Source organism: Paenibacillus sp. AK002, assembly GCF_053903045.1.
In genome coordinates this window covers 3723408-3743015 of record NZ_CP096377.1, presented here as the reverse complement: position 1 = coordinate 3743015, position 19608 = coordinate 3723408, and the positions used below count along the sequence as shown (strand labels likewise).

The window sequence follows — 19608 nt, the reverse complement described above, 5'->3', positions numbered from 1 at the left end:
TTTTCCAAGTGTGTGATTCCAGCTGGCTCTGCTGTTTATACCGAGACCCACGGGTTGTTTTGCTTGGAGCTCGCGCGGTTTTGCAATATGATTCTAATAATAAAGGGAGGCTATTTAATGAAGAAAAAGACAATGAAGGCGAAGCGTGCTTCCACATTCCTAATTCTAGGCACGGTTTGCATCGTATTGCTGGCAAGCTGCTCGTCCGGCAAAAACAACGGGGGCGCAGACTCTTCCAACAATTCGACGGCAGCTCCTCCTGCAAGCGCTTCCACAGAAGCGCAAGAAGCGTTTAAGCTGAACATCATGCTCCCTATTTTTAAAACGAACTATCCGAAGGACGACAGTCCCGTAGCGGCCGAGCTCGAGAAGCTGACGGGTACGGACATTCATTTCGAATGGGTGCCTAACGCTTCGTATGCCGACAAATTCAACATTACGCTCGCATCCGGCAATTTGCCGAAAATCATTTACGTACCCGACTCGAAGGGTCCCAGCTTCGTGAGCGCAGTGAAATCGGGGGCGTTCTGGGATTTGACCGACAAGCTCAAAAATTATCCAAACCTCGGCCAGGCCAGTGAAGTCATCCTGAACAACTCCTCGATTAACGGCAGAACGTACGGCGTATATCGCGGACGCGAGCTTGGCCGCAACGGCGTTTATTACCGTCAGGATTGGCTGGAGAACGTCGGCCTTGAGCAGCCGAAAACGATCGATGATTTTTACAACATGCTGAAAGCGTTCAAAGAGAAGGATCCGGACGGCAACGGCAAGGACGACACCTACGGACTGGTTATGGTGAAATGGACGGCCGGCTGGGGAGCGGGCTTCGACCAGATCAAACTGTGGTTCGGTGCACCTAATGTATGGGGTGAGAGGGACGGCCAGCTCGTACCGGAGTTTGAATACGACGAATATCTCGAAGCGCTCAAGTTTATGAAAAAGCTGTATGACGAAAAACTCGTCAACCAAGATTTTGCCGTCATGGACTCGGCGAAGTGGACGGATCCGCTCGTTAACGGGCAAGCCGGCGTGATTATCGACGTCGTGGACGGAGCGGCTCGAGTTGATGACAAAATCAAGGCGGCGAACGTGGCAGCAGGTACAGACTCAAGAGAGCATTACATGGACGTGTTCGGCGCCGTAACCGGTAGGGATGGACAAATTCGTACGCTGCCTACCTCCGGTTTTGCTGGCCTATTGGCCATTCCGAAGTCGAGTGTAAAGACCGAGGAGGAGGTCGACCGCATTTTGAAATTTCTAGACCAGCTGAACGAGCCTGACCTGCAGACACTGACCAGCTTCGGGCTTGAAGGCGTGCATTATACAAAAATCGATGATACAACACTGGAAAGAAGCACGGATTCGGTGCTCCTCGAGTCGGAAGTCGAAGGACTAAACCAAATGGTACCTTACATTCCGGAAGGCAAAGGACTGCAGGTGGCTCAGACGCCACTTCGATTAAAGCAAACAGAGGTCCAAATGAAAAACCGGGAAACGATCGTCACCAATCCGGCGGAGCCGTTTATTTCTGAGGTGTACTCGCAAAAAGGACAACAGCTAGGCAATATTATTAACGATGCCCGCATTAAATTCATCGTCGGCCAAATCGATGAGCAAGGCTGGCGCGATGCAATTGAATTGTGGAAAAAATCAGGCGGGGACGATTACGTTAAGGAAATCAACGAGCTGTACGCAGCATCCAAATCCTAGGTGAAGTCATTCTAAGCAGTTTCGTTCAGAGGAAAAAGAGGCCTGGTGCCTCTTTTTTCTCTATAAAAAATTATCTTTCCAGGGCCCCAGCAAAGTGAATGTATCCGATAAGCAGCCAAGACACACCTTATGGTTTTGATTTGGATTCCTCTGTTTTTTGAACAATGTACTCTGAAAATATGCAGGTTTTATGGATAGGACCGCGTTATCCTTATTAAGGAAGTCGTTTTTTCTTTAGTTTTGAATACGCTTACATATCTGAAAGGGCAAAGAACCGCCTGACGAGGAAGGCAAACTAATTTTAGATATGGTTGGTGAGCAGACGATGAATGGATGGAAGACGTTAATGGCCCGCTTATCCGGCAGATCGAGCAGCTTCTATAGGAAAAGCTTCATCATGTTCTTGTTCGTTGCCGGTATTCCCGGCATCATAACGGGGGTTCTCGTTTATTCGATGGCGGGTGGTAAGCTGGAAAAGGAGCTGTTGAAGCTCCATAATAACCAGATTGAGCAGCGGTCGCAGAACCTGAATAAACAGCTGTCCAATCTCGAAATGATGCTGGCGCATTGGGCATTCGATACGAGCTTCGATTATTCGCTCAGCGATCGAGACTTCGTGCGCGATTTCGAGAAGACCCGCGATATTACGAATACGCTGCTCGTCATGCAGGGCTCCAATACGATGATTCGTAACGTCAGCCTCTATTTGCACGGAAGCCAGCCAGTATTGTTTTATCCGGAATATTCCGCTTTGAATGACGCAAGTGTCATATCGCTATACGACCGTCTGCTCGACGAGGGAAAAACGACTTATTGGACACAGTTAACGCTTGATCCCGATCAGCCGGGAAAACGGGAATTGACGTTTGTACATCTTGTTCCCGGCGGCAGCCAAAAACCGATGGGGGCTTTGATCGTTCGCTTGGACAACGAACAAGTTTCGGAGGCGCTGCAGACCATTACACCTTATGCCGACGGCGAAAACTTTCTCATGGAGCCGGGCGGAGATATATACGTATCCGCGAACGGGAGCTCGATCGACTCGACGTTTGTAAAGGCAGTCAGAAGCGAGGTCGAGTCAAACGGGAACAAGGAAGGTTCGTTTCTTTATGAATGGAACGACAAAACCTATGCGGTCACGTACGGTTATTTCGCACGAATTATGGATAACTGGCTGTACGTGTCGGCTTCGCCGATCACCAATATTACGGCCCCGGTCGTTTTTATCTCCAAAGTCATTTTGACGGTTAGCTTGAGCGCTCTCTTGCTGGCAATGCTGCTTGCTTGGCTTGCATCGATCCGCATGTACTTGCCCGTCAAACGGTTGATGATGAATTTGCTGCCGACTGCCTCCTTGGCGGGAGGAGGCCGGGAGGACGAGTTCACGCTAATTGAGCGGCAATGGCAGCATTTAAACAGGGAGAGTCGAGAGCTGAACGCAAAGCTGCTCGAGCAGCTGCCGCACGTGAAGGAAAGCTTTCTCCATCAACTGCTGCAGGGCTATTTGTACGCCTATACGGAGGAGGATCTGCGGTCAAGGATGGAGCGTTATAAATGGCAGGTATGCGGCAAGCAGTTTATCGTGCTGTACGTACAGCTTACCGGAATTGCGAGCATGGAAGGGAAATTCAAGTTTGGCGACGAGGGACTGGTCACCTTTGCGTCCGTCAACATGATCGAAGAGCTGGCGGATTCGTATTTCGAGCAAAGCAGCACGATCAACTTCCATGATCTTGGATCGGGAGTGCTGCTGATCTTGCCGGAAGGGGAGCCATATGCGGAAGCAATCAAATCGTTCAGCGAAGAGCTGGCACAGACGGTTAATCGTTTGCTGAACATGGTGGTGACGGTGGCGATCAGCAGGGGTACCACTCGTGTGAGCGACATCCCGCTCGCATTTGAGGGTGTGAAGCACGCAGCCAGCTTCCGCAAATTCGATAACGACAACCAGATCATCGAAATGGAAGAGCTGAATTTTGAGGATTCGTCCGAATCGCAGTATCCGTTTACGTTGGAAAGAGAAATTCTTCAGGCGCTTCGGACCGGGCAGGAAGCGGACGCCCATGCCTTGCTCGTCGAGTTCCAGAAAGCGCTGTCCGCTAAAGGTGCTAAAGCGATAGACGTTCAGCAGGGAATGCTTCATTTGCTAGGTTCCGTTCAGCATGCGATTCTAGTATCCGGCATTCAGCCGAATCGCCTGTTCAAGGGTGCCAATCTGTATGAGCAGCTTTCCCAGATCAAAGAGCCTGCAGGTGCAAGGGAATGGTTTCAAGTGAAGGTGATCGCACCCTTCATGAAGGAGCTGACGAGCAGGACGGATGGCCAGGTAAAACGGCTGATCGAGCAAGCCATGATTTATTTGCAGCAAAACTATATGCGTGACATTTCGCTCGACAATTGCGCTGAACACATCGGCACGAACCCGTTTTTCCTGAGCAAATCATTCAAACAGGTAACGGGCAAAAACTTTATCGATTATTTGACCGAGCTGCGCATGGATAAAGCGAAGGAGCTTCTTCGGGAATCGGAGATGAAAATTAACACGGTCGCCGAACAAGTCGGATATCGGCACAGCTATTTTAATCGGATCTTTAAAAAGCTCGAGGGCATGACGCCCACCCGTTACCGTGAACTAAGCCGGGCGGAGTAGGAAGTGTATTGCAGAAATAAAATCGTAGGAGCAGCCGGCAGCAGGTTCTTGATACGACCGCTGCCGGCTTTGTTGTAATGAGTAAGGCCGCGAAGCACCAGGGCACTAGAAGAACCCTATCGTGCAATAAAGTGCAATTCTCGCGAAAACATGCAATATAGGCTGGCGGATGTCATCAAGAAAGTGCCATTGCCGGGAAAGCCGCAGCTCTCTACAATGAGGGCGTTGCAGCAAGACGGAAACCAACAAAACGTTTAGGAGATGATTCCATGAACGACACGCGAGTCACACTGCGTTGGTTAAAGGCAGCCGCAGATATTCCGGCTGGGGTGACATGGGGAATGCCGTGGAAGGAGGGAGAGCATTCGCGGGACGATCGGTTGTCGCTGCACATGGAGGACGGCACCGCCCCCGCACTTCAAAGCTGGCCGACTGCTTATTGGCCGGACGGCAGCGTCAAATGGACGGCGCATGCAGCCGCTTTTCAGGCTGGTGCACCACGGGCATACTCCATCGTGAAGGGAGATCCCGAAATTTTCAAGGCAGCGGCTTCGTTATCCGTACGTGAGACGGAGGATGGCTTTACCATCGACACGGGCGTTCTTTCCTTTCGGGTACCGAAAAAGGGCAACCAAATGATCGCGGATGTTCACCGTAATGGCGTCAGCATCAGCTCCTGCGGCGAGTTGATTGCCATCAAGGAAAGCATAAGCGAGCTGACCGGCAGCCGAACGATCCGGGAAGAACGATATCATTCCCAAATCTACGAGGCGAAGGTGGAGCAGGCAGGTCCGGTACGAGCGGTCGTCAAGCTGACAGGCCGACACCGGGCCGTAAACGGAACCGGTGAATGGCTTCCTTTTTCGCTTCGCCTGTACGCTTACGCCGGTCTGGAGTCGATCCGGATCGTGCATACGTTTTTTTATGACGGCAATCCGAATCAGGATTTCGTGAAGGGACTCGGTATCCGTTTCAGGCTGCCGATGCGTGGGCCGCTGTACAACCGCCACATTCGGTTCGCAGGTGATACCGGTTTTTTAAGCGAATCGCCGAAAACGCTCCATTCGCGGCGCACAAAAGGCAAATATTTGGAGCTGTTCAAGCGTCAGCTCAACGGGGAAACGCTGACCGACGAAGACATGGACGACGAATACTTCATGAGCCTGCTTGGCGACTCCGCATGCTGGGACGGCTTTAAGGCGACACAGTTCTCAGCCGACCATTACTTGATGGCCAAGCGGACCAAGGCAGGCTGCAGCTGGCTCAAAGCCGCCGAAGGCCGCAGATCACGCGGGGTCGCGTACGTCGGCGGACCACGCGGTGGTTTGGCTCTTGCGATCCGTAATTTCTGGCAAAAGCATCCTTCCGGCTTGGAGGCACACGGCCTTACAGAGGACGAGGCGCAGCTGACCGCCTGGTTCTGGTCGCCGGAAGCGCAGGCCATGGACATGCGCCATTACGATACGGATACGCATGTTGAGTCTTCTTACGAAGGCGCAGAAGAATTGCGCGCAACACCTTACGGCGTCGGCAATACGAGCGAGCTGACGATCTGGTGCCGGACGTCGACGCCGTCGCCGTTTGAGTTAGAGGCATATGCGAGCTATAACGAATCGCCGCCGCAGCTTGTATGCGAGCCTACTTATTTACGAAGCCAGGGCGCATTCGGCATCTGGAGCTTGCCGGACCGGGGAACGCCCGCCAAGGCCCGCCTTGAAGAGAAGCTGGACGGCATCATCGCCTTCTATCAACGGGAGGTCGAGCAGCGGCGCTGGTACGGGTTCTGGGATTACGGCGATTTCATGCACAGCTACGATCCGGCCCGTCACGTCTGGAATTACGACCTCGGCGGCTGTGCGTGGCAGAATACCGAGCTGGTTCCGAACATGTGGCTGTGGCTGATGTTTTTGCGCTCCGGACGCGAAGATATTTTCCGGATGGCGGAGGCGATGACACGCCATACGAGCGAAGTCGACGTCTATCATTTCGGTGAATACGCCGGGCTCGGCTCCCGGCATAACGTCGTCCATTGGGGCTGCGGCTGCAAGGAAGCCCGGATCGGCATGGCCGGCCTGCACCGATACTATTATTATTTGACGGGAGACGAGCGGATCGGTGACATGATGGACGAGGCGAAGGACGCTGATTATACGACCGTTCATATCGACCCGATGCGCGCCTATTTTCCGAAGGACGAGCATAAGACACATATCCGGGTCGGTCCGGATTGGGCGGCATTCAGCTCCAACTGGATGACCCGCTGGGAGCGCAAAGAGGATACGTTTTACCGCGACAAACTGCTTGCCGGCATTCAATGCATTAAACAGGCGAATTTCGGTCTGATCTCCGGTCCGACTTACGGTTATGACCCGAATACCGGCTTGCTCACGTCGATGGGCGACGACAATTGGGGCCGCCATCTGGCGTTATGCATGGGCGCGCCGCAGGTGTGGTTCGAGCTGTCCGGCATGCTGAAGGATAAGCAGTGGGATGAAATGATGGCCGATTTCGGTGTTTTCTATAATCTCTCGCAGGAAGAAAAGGATCGGATTACGGGCGGTGCGATCAACACGAAACGGTTTGAGCATCCCGTCCTGACGCTGGCCCTCGTCGCTTACGGCGCTTGGTACCGTAAGGATAAACGTACAGCCGATTTTGCCTGGTCGACGCTGCTGAAGCATCCTTTTGCCACGACCGACCTCAAGAAAGACGGAGCTGATGTTACGTACGTTGACGAGCTGAAGGAGATTGAATGGATGAACACGAACGAGGCGTCGCAATGGTCGCTGAACACGATCATTAGCCTGGAATTGATCCCCGATGCATTGCCTGACCATACAGCCTCCGCCCGCCAGGAAGCTAATGCCTAACGCAGCGCGGTTACCGCTGGTCGCTGGATTGCGATTACCCAGACCTGGGAAGAAAGGAGCATGAATACGATGACAACGGGTCAACCAACCGAAACAGGGGCCATGCATGCTGCTAAAAGCCCGCTTATTCCCGAAAGTTGGCGCGCGATATATGCAAACCCGCTCGCCAAGCCCGAGCATGTCGCGGATTTTCGGATGGAGGGAGAAGCAGCCGTTACGTTTCCTTTAGGACGGATGCGGCTCGAAAGCGTCCGCGACGAGGCGGAGGGACAGCGCGCCAATTTCGTGCTGTGGTGCCCGGAGGATTTTCCGGCGGACGCTGCTATCTCATGGGATTTTTGGCCGGTCCGCGAGCCGGGCCTGGCGATTATGTTTTTTAGCGCAAGCGGCACGGAAGGCAGGGATTTGTTCGATTCTTCAATCAAGCCACGGACAGGAGAATACGACCAGTATCATCACGGCGAAATGAATGCCCTTCATGTTTCTTACTTTCGGAGGAAGTGGGCGGAGGAGCGGAAGTTTCAAACATGCAATTTGCGTAAAAGCTACGGTTTCCAGCTGGTCGCGCAAGGTGCCGACCCGATTCCAAGCGTCATGGACGCTGTCGGACCATACAAGATGCTCATCGTCAAGGACGGCCATCGCATTACGTTTGCCATTAACAGCCTTCCGGTTTTCTCGTGGGAAGACGACGGCGAGACGTACGGGCTTCCGATCGCTGGCGGAAAGCTTGGTTTCCGCCAGATGGCGCCTATGATTGGAGAATATGCGAATTTAACCGTTTATGCCGAAAGCAAACCGTAATTTTCACAGCGATCTCCATCATTGCTGCCAAAGCCACTTGCATCTCAGCAGGGTCTTGGCCAATATTTCCGATCGTGGACGGGTGCTTAATGGATCCGGTGGAACCGCCGTCGTGAACGAGATCGGGGGTTATCTCGGCGTGGATAGGAAATGGGCCCGGAGCTGGGGGTAGGGTCTTGCGCCTTGCCTTACTTTCCGCAGTAATCGAAAAGACCAACACGGAAGAACAGGAAAACGGATACAGGTTCACATTAGGAGGGGTGTCTATTTATGAAAACCGTCCATGAGCAGCACGAATATGAAGCAAAGAAGTTATACGGGGTGCAGCTGGAATATCTGAACCGGGGGTTGGTTGCAGCTGCGACAACGGAAGGAATATTTCTCAGCTGGAGATTGCTCGGGAATGAAGTGACCGGCTATAGCTGTAACGGAATGATCGGCACCCATTTTAACCTGTATCGCAATGGCGCCTGTATCGCAGCTATCCACGACAGTACCAACTATTTGGACCCCGGCGGGACGCTAACATCGGTTTATTATGTTTGTGCGGTTGTGGATGGACGGGAAGTTGACCGTTGTGCCGACGTCACTCCCTGGGTGGGTCCATACTATGATTTACCTTTGCGAAAACCGGCTGACGGAGTCACGCCGACTGGCCAAATCTATACCTACGCGGCAAATGATATGAGCGTCGGGGATGTAGATGGCGACGGTGAATATGAGTACTTTGTGAAATGGGACCCGTCCAATGCAAAGGATGTATCGCATTCCGGCTACACCGGTCCGGTATACATCGACTGCTATAAGCTGGACGGAACGCTGCTCTACCGGATTGAGCTTGGTGTGAACATTCGGGCGGGTGCTCACTATACACAGTTTCTGGTCTATGATTTTGACGGAGACGGGAAAGCCGAGCTGATGTTTAAGACAGCACCCGGTACAAAGGTCATAAGGTACGATCAGGAAGGAAGAGTATCCTCTGAAACCTATATAACCATGCCTCGGGAGGATATAGCTGCCGGGTACAGTCATCAGGACGACTATCGAATGAGCAGTATGGACTACTATAAGCATATTGTCCATATGTTCATGCGCTGGCACTCGCATGAGGAGGTCGTGGCGAAGCGATGGCCCTCCACGCTTGAAGAGTGCTTCGGGATCGAGCGTCGTTACACTTATCCATTGTCAAGGGAGGATGCGGAGCAGCTTGCCGATTACTTCCTCGACGTGTATGCTCCCCGTCGGAGCGGGCGCAACAACTTGAGGTCATTTGAGGGATTCATTCTTGATGGGCCAGAGTATTTAACCGTGTTTCTTGGACAAACAGGCGAAGAATTGGAGACGATCCACTATAAACCGGGACGGCATGACGATGGCCTGATGTGGGGGGATTACTCGTGGAATCGCATTGAGCCAGGCAATCGTGTGGATCGATTTCTAGCAGGGGTAGCCTATTTGGACGGTAAACAACCGTTTGCGATCTTTGCTCGCGGCTATTATACTCGAGCTGCTGTTGCAGCCTACGCTTGGGATGGAACACGCTTGAAGGAGAGCTGGTTCGTTGACAGCGGCTGGGTTTCGATGAATAATCCTTTTCATGATACGCTTCGTCAGGAAGACGGCCGAAATGAGAATTTTGGCAGCCTAGCTAAACAAGGGGCGCATTCCTTAAGCATTGCAGATGTGGATGGAGACGGCTGCCACGAAATTATTTACGGAGCCGCTACCATTGACCATGACGGATCCATTTTATACAGCTCCCGGGGCATAATGCCACCGGAAAGCAAGGCACCTGGTAAAATCGCCAAGCTTGGTCATGGCGACGCCCTTCATGTAGCGAACGTTGATCCAGACCGGCAGGGATTGGAGATTTTCATGGTGCATGAAAGCGGCGACTCGGGACCTTACGGATACACGCTGCGTGATGCGGCTACCGGCGAGGTATTTTACGGCGGCTTCGCAATCGATGACGTGGGGCGCGGGATGATCGGACAGGTTGATCCGACCCATAGGGGACTTCAAATATGGTGCAGCGAGGGTTATGAAAGCGATGAAGCCTTCGGTTTGAGGACATGTAAAGGAGACCAAATTGCAAAACAGATTCCGGGCACGAACATGAGTATCAAGTGGTCGGCCAACATGACAACCCAGATCATTAACGGCAGCTTTGACGAGCCTGTTACGATCGACGATTGGAAACAAGGCAGGCTGCTTACAGCAGAAGGTACGGTTTCCAATAACGGAACGAAGGGAAATCCTTGCCTTGTCGCTGACGTTTTCGGAGATTGGAGAGAAGAGCTGCTGGTCCGAACAACGGATAGCTTGGCGATTCGGATCTACCTGAGCACCGAGGTAACAGACCGCAAATTGTATACGTTAATGCATGATGCGCAGTACAGAACCGGTATCGCATGGCAGAATGTCGTATATAACCAGCCCTGCTACGCAAGCTTTTATTTTGCATCCGACATCGATTGGGCGAAGGTTCCAATCCCAAGTCTATATCTACCCCGTGTATGCGAACGTAATTGCAACTAACGACCCGTGAGGTCATCCATGTTTCTTGATGTAAATGCTTTAGGTCGTATAGCTAGAGGGTAGATGATTCGATTTCGGGCCGTTTCTCACTGAAACCAGGTTATCGTCTGCTGGCTCCGCTCATTAACAAATACGGAAAGTTGCAGAAGTATGCCTGCAGTGGAGCTTATACGTAAAGGAGGAAAGAGGATGTCGAACATTTTGTTGTGCTTTCCGGAAGGGCGGCACAAAGCGTTAACGATGAGTTACGACGACGGCCGCTTCGCCGATCGGCGGCTGGTAGACATATTTAACCGGTATGGGCTTAAAGGATCTTTTCATATCAATTCCGGACTACTCGGAACGCCGGATAGGGTGGGTGCAGATGAGGTCAAAACGCTCTATGATGGTCATGAGGTGTCGGCGCATACGCTGACCCATCCGACGATCGCTCGCTGCCCGAACGAGCAAATCGTGCACGAAATCATGGAAGATCGGCGTCATCTGGAACGTATCGTGGGCTATGCGGTGCGAGGGATGTCGTATCCGAACGGCTCTTACAATCGCAGAATCAAAGAGATGCTGCCGGGTCTCGGCATAGAATATGCAAGAGTCGTTGCCGGTTCAGGGCAATTCGGAATGCCGGACGATTTTCTGGAATGGCAGCCGACATGCCATCATAATCGTGAGCTGATGAAGCATGCGGAAACCTTCGTCAGCTTGCACAAAAAACAATACCTATATCTGATGTACGTATGGGGCCACAGCTACGAATTCGATAATGATAACAATTGGGAGCTTATGGAACAGTTCGGCACCTATATGGGAGGCCATCCGGATATTTGGTATTGTACAAACATTGAGTTTGTTGATTACGCCAAGGCATTCGAAGGACTGAAGTTTGCAGCTGACTTGGATTTCGTCTACAACCCTTCAGCGTTAAGCGTTTGGTTGAACGTGGACGGAGAGATCGTCGAAGTGAAAGGCGGCAAGCAAATCAAGTTGTAATGAGAAGAGAGGAATGGAGGGATATCGGATGAACCAAGTGATGACAAAAGAACCTTTGCTCATCGGCATGCTGGATATACGGGCGGCAGGTCCACGCTGTAAAATGCTGCTCGGCGACTTAAACGGAGATGGCCGGATGGAGATGCTGCTCGTGCAGCCCGACAACCGCCAGGACGTTCGTTATATTCCCCATCAAGTGCAGTGCCTCACTGCGTTCGATCTGGAGGGGAATCTGCTCTGGCAGACGGGAAAGCCGGATCCAGGAGCAGGCAGTCATGGCTCGGATTATCCCGCACAAATTGTCGATATCGACGGAGACGGCCGTTTGGAGGTGCTGTGTGTTATGGACAGCCGGCTCATCGTCATCAACGGGCACGACGGAAGCGTTAGGTCTTCCCATGAGCTCCCGGACCCTGAGGCGCACGACTGCATAATCATTGCAAATTTGACGGGCGGCCCGCATGGACGAGATTTCATTCTAAAGGATCGTTATCACCGCATGTGGGCAATGGACCGGAACTTCAATTTGCTCTGGACGCACGAGGGCAACCCTGGCCACTTCCCTTGGGCATATGATCTGGACGGTGATGGATACGATGAAGTGATGGCCGGTTATACGCTGCTGGACCATGACGGCACGCCGTTATGGAGCTGCCGTGAATTGGATGATCACGCCGATTGCATTTGGATCGGTGATGTAAATGGCGACGGAGAGCCGGAGCTTGTAATCGGAGGCAGCGTAACGGTCATGTATGACCGTTACGGCAAGGAATTATGGCGCTACGAAGGCTCAATCGAGTCACAGCATTTAGCTCTAGGGCGCTTCCGAAGCGACTTGCCGGGAATGCAAATTGCCGGACTGGATCGACTCGTGAGAGAGGACGACGGTAAGGGCTTAATTGGCAAGGACGCCTTGTTCCTGCTGGACAGCAGCGGACAAGGGGTGTGGAAAGAAGACCGTAAGACACCCGGCTGGCTTACGATCATCGAGCCCTTGAGCGGGTGGGCAGAAGGCGCCCCAGACTATATTTTGGCATACCGTCGCGGTGGGGGCATCTTCCCAACATTGTATGACGGTCATATGAACGCCGTCGTGGAGTTTCCTTCCGAGGGTTATGCCGTCCATGCCGACCTATGGGGCAGCGGTACGGAGCAAGTCATTATTTACAACAGCGAAACAGCGTCCATATTTTCGAGCAAACCTGCTGATCTGAGCGAGCTCCCTTCGGGTATTCCGCAGCCGCAGCCGAAACGCTTGTCCAACTCGACATTGTATCCGGGCGGGGAAGTTCCTCTGTTCTAATTTGCAAGCTATTTACCTGAGCGAATAGAGCGGACCTACATGATATGACTCCTGATCGAAAACATGATGGAAAATCCTTCGCAACGTCGACGGCGAAGAGACCAGCAAGGGAAAAACAGTATGTGACAGATCACAAATATTCAGAACGGTGGCGATAAGGGCAAGGAGAACTTGTGTCGGACGATAAAAACTTGATTACTTTGAAATGAAGTCGCATCATATGCGGCTTTTTTGTTATACGTGTATAAGTTTCTTGTCATTGAGTTACGGCAAGGCCCTAAATATCATGTCCGACATTGCGATGACAGGGGAGAGTGGGGAAATTATACCGTTTCCGAGCCGCCCCCATTTTCCAGAAGAGTGCGAACAGAGTCGTGATGATGGTATGCGAGAAGCCTATTTCTAAACGGGCAGGATCTTTGAAATTGTAATATCCGTGTCAGAGGAAATGGAATTGACAAACCATCTACTACGTGTTACTTTATAGACGTAATAAGTAATACTTCATACCTGTGATACAGAATAGTAAAGGCAGCTTGAGGGCTGTGTATTTGAATTTATAAGCCGCTAGAATAAATAAATTGGTGAAGTATCACCAAGAAGACGGCCAATAAGGGAACGCCGCGAAAGTTTTTCGCGATTAACGCGTGGGGAGCGAGGTGCTGCGTGGGTTCTGGGAACAATGGAGTCCGTATCATCAAAAAATAACGAGTTAAAGGAGAAAAATAATGAATTTTTGGGAAAAAATCACCGGCAGCGACATGACTAAACAATTTAAAACTTTTGAATCACGAGCCAAAAAGCTGCCAGCTGATTATCAAGCGGCATGGAAAGAAATTAATGCCAATCTTTGGCCGCACTCCGATTTCACCGGTCGCAACCTCATGCCGATTCTTGACGGTGTGCTTGGCCTGCTCGAAGAATCGGCTGCGGAAGGTCAGAATGTCCAAGAGGTTTTGGGTAACGATATCAAAGGCTTCTGTTCAGCGTTGGCCGGCGAAGAAGGTGCAAAATCTTTTCGCGACAAGTGGCGCGAGCAGCTCAACAATAATATCGCTAAAAAATTAGGTGAATAGGAGGATAAAATGAGAATACAAGATATCATCGAAGGCAAAAAAGAGTGGCGAGCGCACGTGGCGCGTGTCAAAGCGCTCCCGCAAGATTATCAGATTGTTTATAAGGAGATTCAAAAATATCTCTTTAAGGTCGGCCCTGTCGAACTAACCGACGGGACGGGGATACTCTCGGGGATTATCGATCTTTTTGAAGAGGGCGCGGCCGTGGGAAAAGGCGTTCTCGAAGTAACGGGCAGTGACGTAGCGGCTTTCTGCGACGATCTTATTAAAGATTCAAAAACTTACGCTGATATCTATCAAGAATCATTAGACCAAAAAGGTAACAAGGCATGAAAAGGGTTACGGATAAAACGAAGTAAAAGTGGGATACAGGTGACTTTGAGATTCGAATGATAGTCGGCTTTATTTGTTAGAAGTATACAAGTGCTCAAATAACGAAGGGAGCTGGCCAATGCTAGCTCCTCTCGCTTTTTGTCCCTTCTTGAGTCCATGTCGTCATACTGGCAAAAAGATCGTCCATATGATTCTCGGCAGGGAGGTGTACCCGTAGGGACGCGGTCTGGAAACTTGCCTGACTAAGTGATTGCGGGGAATCTGACACCCTTTGAGTTCATGGTTTTCTAGTCTTCTTGAGTAGAGGCATGGTTTGTCACTTTCCAAGACAAGGCATGGTAAGATGAAGGGAGTGGGATTTAAGATGACTAGAACATTAGGATACACAGAATTTGTACCGCTAAATTTGAAAGCTGTATTTACGAGTGTAGATTTAAGCGTAAAGAAAGTAACTACTAATATCATCTATCAAGATCAGACAATTGCCACCTTCATTTTTAGCTTACCTGCAAATATAATTTTAGAAAGCGGAGATATTAATAGCATGAGAGGCTTACAAGAAGTTGATATTGATGAAGAGTATGTGGTTTGGAGACTTAAACCAATATGGCACTCGATATTGGAACATGAGATTTCCGAGCCCGATGATTTTCTTGTTTAGTTATCAAGTTCAATAAAACACGAAGCAGCTGAGCCTTCTATTGTTTGAAACAAAATAATTCATTGTAAGTCGCTATATTAGCGGCTTTTTTGTTTGATCGTTACAAGTTCTTGTCCCGATCGCCGATAAGGGAGTTCCTTTTTACCGATTAGAGAAATATATTCTACGACAGTTACTTCCTTACTCTTACGAGTTAAGTGGTATAGCATATAATTGAAACCATTTCAAATGGAACTTATAACTTGTGCCCTGCGTCATATTATTTAGAACAAACGGAAGGATTGGAGGTTATACATTGTCGCTAACGCTGCCCGCGCTTCATGTCATGGGGGATATCACCGTCAACAAGGGATCCGTTCTGGGGGTGCGAACGATTGATGATTTCGAATTGGTATTCTTTCCGACGGGTTCCCGAACCGTTTACGAAAACGACCGGGGCGAATTTCTGCTGGATCGGCCCGGCATTGTATTCACCTGTCCCGGAGAGCCGCATAGGTACCGGTTTGATCCGCTCGTTCCCACCAGGCATTTATATGTCCACTTCGAATATGCAGCGTTCCGGGAAACCTTCTGCAGACAAGACGATAGCCGAGGGGAATGCCAGGACTGGTCGGTGATTGCCGGGGGAAGTCTTGTTCCCTCCCTGTTGAAACAAATGCTCAAAATTGTGCATGTAAAACCCCGCGGCTGGCAAAGAAGAGGAGCCATTTTGCTGCTGAGCGTTCTGGAGGAATGGCAGGCGATCGATGAAGACGATTCGCGCTCTTCGATGAACCTGCCTGCCCCGATTATCAAGGCATTGGATTATATGGAACAACATCTTCATCACCAGATTACCATTGAAGAGATTGCCGGCAGTTCCGGCTGGACTCATGAGCACTTTACCCGAATGTTTGTCCGCTGGATTGGGATCCCTCCCCAGAAGGCCTTGATGGAACGCCGTCTACGGAGAGCGGAACAGCTATTAATCCAAGCGGAGCGAACGATCAAACAAATCGCTTACGATGTCGGGTTTGCCGATGAGCACTATTTCTCACGCATGTTCAAACGGACACGTGGCGTCACTGCCGTGGAATTCCGCGATCGATTTGCGGATCCGTTATTTCGTCATTTGGCCATGACCGAAGAGGAGGAGTCCGCTTATCCCTTGAACCGGCATTTTGTCGCTCTGAATCAGGAGCGGACATGATAACGGATATCAAATCAGTCCACCGTTTTCCGTGTCCTCTCCATTGAGAACGCTTTCGGAATCCTTCACACTTAAGATAATCAATTCATGTGGAGGGATCAGCATGGGACAGACTTATGTACCTAAGGCCAAACTAAGAGAAGGCCGTTTTTATGTAACGGTAGAGCAATACAAGCACTATCACAGGGATGGTTACCTTATTGTTGAAGGACTGTTGGATGCGAAAGAAATAGAACAATACGCAGCGTGGGCAGAGAGACTGCGGATTGAACATGAGGGGAAACGTGAAGAGGCATCTAAGGAAGATAAGGATCCTCTCAAATCGGAGTTTGCCGAGAAAACGAGGGTTCATATGTTCTCTCGCGTCCATCCGGAAGGGGAGCAGCTGATGCTTCATCCCCGGATTTTGGATGTGCTTGAGGCGCTTATTGGGCCCGATGTCTATGCTCTGCAATCGATGATGTTCTTTAACCCGCCGGGAAAAGGGGGGCAAGGTTGGCATCAGGATGCTTATTACATCAAGACCCACCCCGACACATTAATCGGAGCCTGGATTGCCCTGGAGGATGCCGATGAAGAGAATGGGTGCTTGTGGGTCGTTCCCGGTTCCAATCACGAACCGATCTACCCACCACCAGGGGATAACGGCGGCAGTGTTCATGCTAAAGAAGCATTCACCGATCTCCATTCCGTGGAGAATGTCAGTCATCTCGACGATGAGGTCAACACGTTATCCAAAGTGGTGTCCAATTATCCGGCTCCCATTCCAGTGCGAATGAAGCCTGGAGATGTGCTATTCTTTGATTCCCATTTATTCCATCGTTCATATCGGAACCGAACGAAGGACCGTTATCGCCGCTCCTATGTGTGCCATTATTGTAACGCTCGGTCGTTCGTTCCGTGGGACCATGACGGTTATGAAGGCGAAAGCGGGAATTACCGCCAGATATTGGCCCGCGGCCGGACGCATCTTGCTTATGCGGAACCGATATTTGATACCCCGGTAGATATTACGCAGCACGATGAGATACCCGAATCATCCAGCGTGACGTTGATGGGTATGGATGACGGCATGATGCTGCCGGTCGTACAAGAGAAAAGAGAATAGGACTAGCGTTGGAAATTGCATAAGAGGAAGAGTCCCTCCGTTCAATCATTGAGCGGAGGGACTCATTTTTTGCAGACAGAAACGGACTAGCGTTAGACCATACGCTAGTCCGTTTCTGTCTGCATCGAGTCACAATACGCGCAGGTTGATTACTTTTCTGAAGTAATGAGGAGAGAAAATAGAATTATTGCCTACCATCAGCCCTTCCTCTGTATTCACTCGGAGTTAGTCCTACGTATTTTTTGAATTGCCGCATAAAATGTACATCGTTCTCATAACCGCATATTCCAGAAATATGGCTGATCGCATACGATGTGTTTTTCAGTAAATAGGAGGCGTATCCTAGTCTGTTAAGGATGATATCGTTAATTACCGATATGCCAAAGATTTGTTTGTACATATGCTGGAAATACGACCGACTCATATTCATCTTGTCCGCCAAAAACTCGACGGTAAACCAAGTAGAAGGAGAACTGAAAACTTCATTTCTGAGGTTCAGGAACTGATCATAGTATTTACTAATCTGATGGTGTGGACGATCATGCGGAATCTTCAGGAATTAAGCGAGTTGGGCGTTCCTTTATACTCGGAATTCGGACCTCAAGGCGGTTTTCACGTATTGGGGGAGGCGAATCTGCCATCCATTTCATTTACCGATGACGAAGCTGCAGCCATTTTCTTTGCCGTTTACGCCTTGCGCCATAATATTGATTTTCAATATAAAACAGAGTTTTTTACGGCGTTGAACAAGTTTTATAACATGATGCCAGAAGATGTCCGAAATTTATGCCGCAAGATGTCCCAAGAGGCAGAACATTCTGCTAATGGGAAAAACAATTACTGAATAAACCAATGTAGCGGCTGGTCGAAACGATGGGCTGTTTTTCATTGTAGTGATGGGCAAGTCCGAGGCATTTAAGCTAAAGATGAATCGGCGATTAGAATGGTTTCTGATTGACTTGATAGCATCCCTATTGTAAAATTTTGTTATATTAATATCGGTTAATACATGTACTCAAAAGTAAGGGGGATGATTGATCCATGATTCATCAGCGTGAATGTCCAGTCGAAACACTCCTGCATGTTTTAGGCGGCAAATGGAAGCCCTTGATTTTATGGCATTTGATTGAATCCAAAAAGCGCTTCAACGATCTGGAAAAGCTTATACCTGATGTTTCACAGAAAATGCTTTCCCAACATCTCCGAGATTTAGAACATGAAGGCATAGTTGATCGAACGGTCTACCCTGCTATCCCTCCAAAAGTAGAATATTCCCTTAGTGAATACGGCAGAACATTGATTCCTGTAGCGGAAGTCATGTGTGCTTGGGGAGAAAATCATAATAAGCGTAAATATGAAGAGCCAGCGTCATAAAGCTGATTTATTGAAATTGAATCTAATTCAGTCAACCCATAACAAAAGCTGCCACGGAATTCCGGGCAGCTTTTGTTCGTCTACAGTCGCACAATCTGCCACAAGAATTTTCCTTTCCTCCCAACCTCTGCGCACAATATGTTATCCCTTTCTGTAAAGCTTACTTTTAAGTAAGTACCCTACTTTAAAGTGGGTTCTTAACATCATTTTGAAGCGATGCTAAGCTTGAGTTAACCCAATATTGGAGCTGTTAAAGAGGAGGAAAGAACAATGAACATTATTGTTTTTGGAGCGACGGGGAATACGGGGAAAAGAGTGCTGGCACAAGGAATAAAATTGGGACACAAAATGACCGCGTTTGTGAGGAATTCTGAGAAGCTATATGATCAACTAGGTCAGCATTCCGCAAAGCATGTGAAGGTGATCGTGGACGATATGTTGAACCCAGTGAGCGTCAGTGAGGCGCTTGCGCATCAAGACGCCGCTATTATTGCGGCTGGTCATGCGGGCCAGGGGGAAGAGTTTGTTGGTATCGTCGATAACATTATAAGCCAATGTGAATTGGAGCCTAGTTTCTCTGGGCGGGTATGGGTCATGGGAGGAGCCGGTCTGCTGGATATTCCATATACCAATCTGATCGGCAACCATTTACCCGGCTTCCCGCCCGAGTATATAAATCACAACCTGAATTTCGAAAGGCTGCAACGGACTGGGCTCGATTGGTCCATGATGTGTCCGGGAACCATGATGGATTCAAGAGAGCATCCCGAACCGGTTCATCTACATGTAACAACGGAAACCTTGCCCGTTCCGATGTCGGAGACGATCAAGGAATATTCCGAGGCAGAAATAGCCGGTCATTTGTTCAGCCGATTTCAAGAGCTCAATGTTGCTTATGACGATGTTGTAATGTGTATGCTCAACCATCTTGAGCTCGGAGGAGCATTTAAAAGGAAAAGGGTCGGGCTAGCCTATCAAAGCAAGATTTCGGTGCGCTGAGGA

At 50.0% G+C, this 19608-nt stretch carries 17 protein-coding genes; 16 read left to right on the top strand and 1 reads right to left on the bottom strand.

The window, feature by feature from the left end:
* The first annotated feature begins 117 nt into the window (after positions 1 to 117).
* The 13 genes from M1D70_RS16405 (at position 118) to M1D70_RS16345 (ending at position 17232) form a co-directional block, all read left to right on the top strand.
* Positions 118 to 1713, top strand: a complete 1596-nt coding sequence (locus tag M1D70_RS16405) for an extracellular solute-binding protein (protein ID WP_456287330.1) — start codon at positions 118 to 120, stop codon at positions 1711 to 1713.
* Positions 1714 to 2038: 325 nt separating this feature from the next.
* A complete protein-coding gene (locus tag M1D70_RS16400; protein WP_456287329.1) occupies positions 2039 to 4363 on the top strand; it encodes an AraC family transcriptional regulator in 2325 nt (774 codons plus the stop codon).
* Positions 4364 to 4632: 269 nt separating this feature from the next.
* A complete protein-coding gene (locus tag M1D70_RS16395) occupies positions 4633 to 7233 on the top strand; it encodes an exo-rhamnogalacturonan lyase family protein (RefSeq protein ID WP_456287328.1) in 2601 nt (866 codons plus the stop codon).
* Between the two features lie 69 nt (positions 7234 to 7302).
* Positions 7303 to 8037 carry a DUF1961 family protein gene (locus M1D70_RS16390; protein WP_009590467.1) on the top strand — a complete coding sequence of 245 codons (735 nt, stop codon included), beginning with the start codon at positions 7303 to 7305 and terminating at the stop codon, positions 8035 to 8037.
* Positions 8018 to 8209, top strand: coding sequence for a hypothetical protein (locus tag M1D70_RS16385; RefSeq protein ID WP_456287327.1), 192 nt, complete (start codon positions 8018 to 8020; stop codon positions 8207 to 8209). Before M1D70_RS16390 ends, M1D70_RS16385 begins: the two co-directional genes overlap by 20 nt.
* Before the next feature lie 98 nt (positions 8210 to 8307).
* A complete protein-coding gene (locus M1D70_RS16380; RefSeq protein ID WP_456287326.1) occupies positions 8308 to 10575 on the top strand; it encodes a rhamnogalacturonan lyase in 2268 nt (755 codons plus the stop codon).
* 189 nt (positions 10576 to 10764) lie between these two features.
* Positions 10765 to 11562, top strand: a complete 798-nt coding sequence (locus M1D70_RS16375; RefSeq protein ID WP_456287325.1) for a polysaccharide deacetylase family protein — start codon at positions 10765 to 10767, stop codon at positions 11560 to 11562.
* 40 nt (positions 11563 to 11602) lie between these two features.
* Entirely contained in the window at positions 11603 to 12865 is a 1263-nt protein-coding gene (locus M1D70_RS16370) for an FG-GAP-like repeat-containing protein (protein WP_456287324.1), read from the top strand.
* Between the two features lie 728 nt (positions 12866 to 13593).
* The gene (locus M1D70_RS16365; RefSeq protein WP_456287323.1) at positions 13594 to 13941 is read left to right on the top strand and encodes a DUF1048 domain-containing protein; all 348 of its coding nucleotides are present in this window, start codon (positions 13594 to 13596) and stop codon (positions 13939 to 13941) included.
* A gap of 9 nt (positions 13942 to 13950) precedes the next feature.
* Complete coding sequence (locus M1D70_RS16360) at positions 13951 to 14274, top strand: DUF1048 domain-containing protein (protein ID WP_009590495.1); 324 nt, start codon at positions 13951 to 13953, stop codon at positions 14272 to 14274.
* Between the two features lie 364 nt (positions 14275 to 14638).
* Positions 14639 to 14935, top strand: coding sequence for a hypothetical protein (locus M1D70_RS16355; protein ID WP_139083887.1), 297 nt, complete (start codon positions 14639 to 14641; stop codon positions 14933 to 14935).
* Between the two features lie 295 nt (positions 14936 to 15230).
* Positions 15231 to 16124 (top strand): helix-turn-helix domain-containing protein, encoded by an 894-nt coding sequence (locus M1D70_RS16350; RefSeq protein WP_009590500.1) that lies wholly within the window; start codon positions 15231 to 15233, stop codon positions 16122 to 16124.
* Between the two features lie 103 nt (positions 16125 to 16227).
* Positions 16228 to 17232 (top strand): phytanoyl-CoA dioxygenase family protein, encoded by a 1005-nt coding sequence (locus tag M1D70_RS16345; RefSeq protein WP_456287322.1) that lies wholly within the window; start codon positions 16228 to 16230, stop codon positions 17230 to 17232.
* 184 nt (positions 17233 to 17416) lie between these two features.
* On the opposite strand, the gene M1D70_RS16340 is transcribed toward M1D70_RS16345, so the two are convergent.
* Positions 17417 to 17632 (bottom strand): helix-turn-helix domain-containing protein, encoded by a 216-nt coding sequence (locus M1D70_RS16340; RefSeq protein WP_456287321.1) that lies wholly within the window; start codon positions 17630 to 17632, stop codon positions 17417 to 17419.
* Between the two features lie 126 nt (positions 17633 to 17758).
* Here M1D70_RS16340 and M1D70_RS16335 point away from each other — a divergent pair, with 126 nt between their 5' ends.
* The 3 genes from M1D70_RS16335 to M1D70_RS16325 all read left to right on the top strand — a co-directional run bounded on the left by M1D70_RS16335 (position 17759) and on the right by M1D70_RS16325 (position 19605).
* A complete protein-coding gene (locus M1D70_RS16335; protein ID WP_456287320.1) occupies positions 17759 to 18076 on the top strand; it encodes a helix-turn-helix transcriptional regulator in 318 nt (105 codons plus the stop codon).
* Between the two features lie 197 nt (positions 18077 to 18273).
* Complete coding sequence (locus M1D70_RS16330) at positions 18274 to 18606, top strand: winged helix-turn-helix transcriptional regulator (protein WP_036671427.1); 333 nt, start codon at positions 18274 to 18276, stop codon at positions 18604 to 18606.
* Positions 18607 to 18876: 270 nt separating this feature from the next.
* Positions 18877 to 19605 carry an NAD(P)-dependent oxidoreductase gene (locus M1D70_RS16325; protein WP_456287319.1) on the top strand — a complete coding sequence of 243 codons (729 nt, stop codon included), beginning with the start codon at positions 18877 to 18879 and terminating at the stop codon, positions 19603 to 19605.
* The last annotated feature ends 3 nt before the right edge of the window (positions 19606 to 19608 follow it).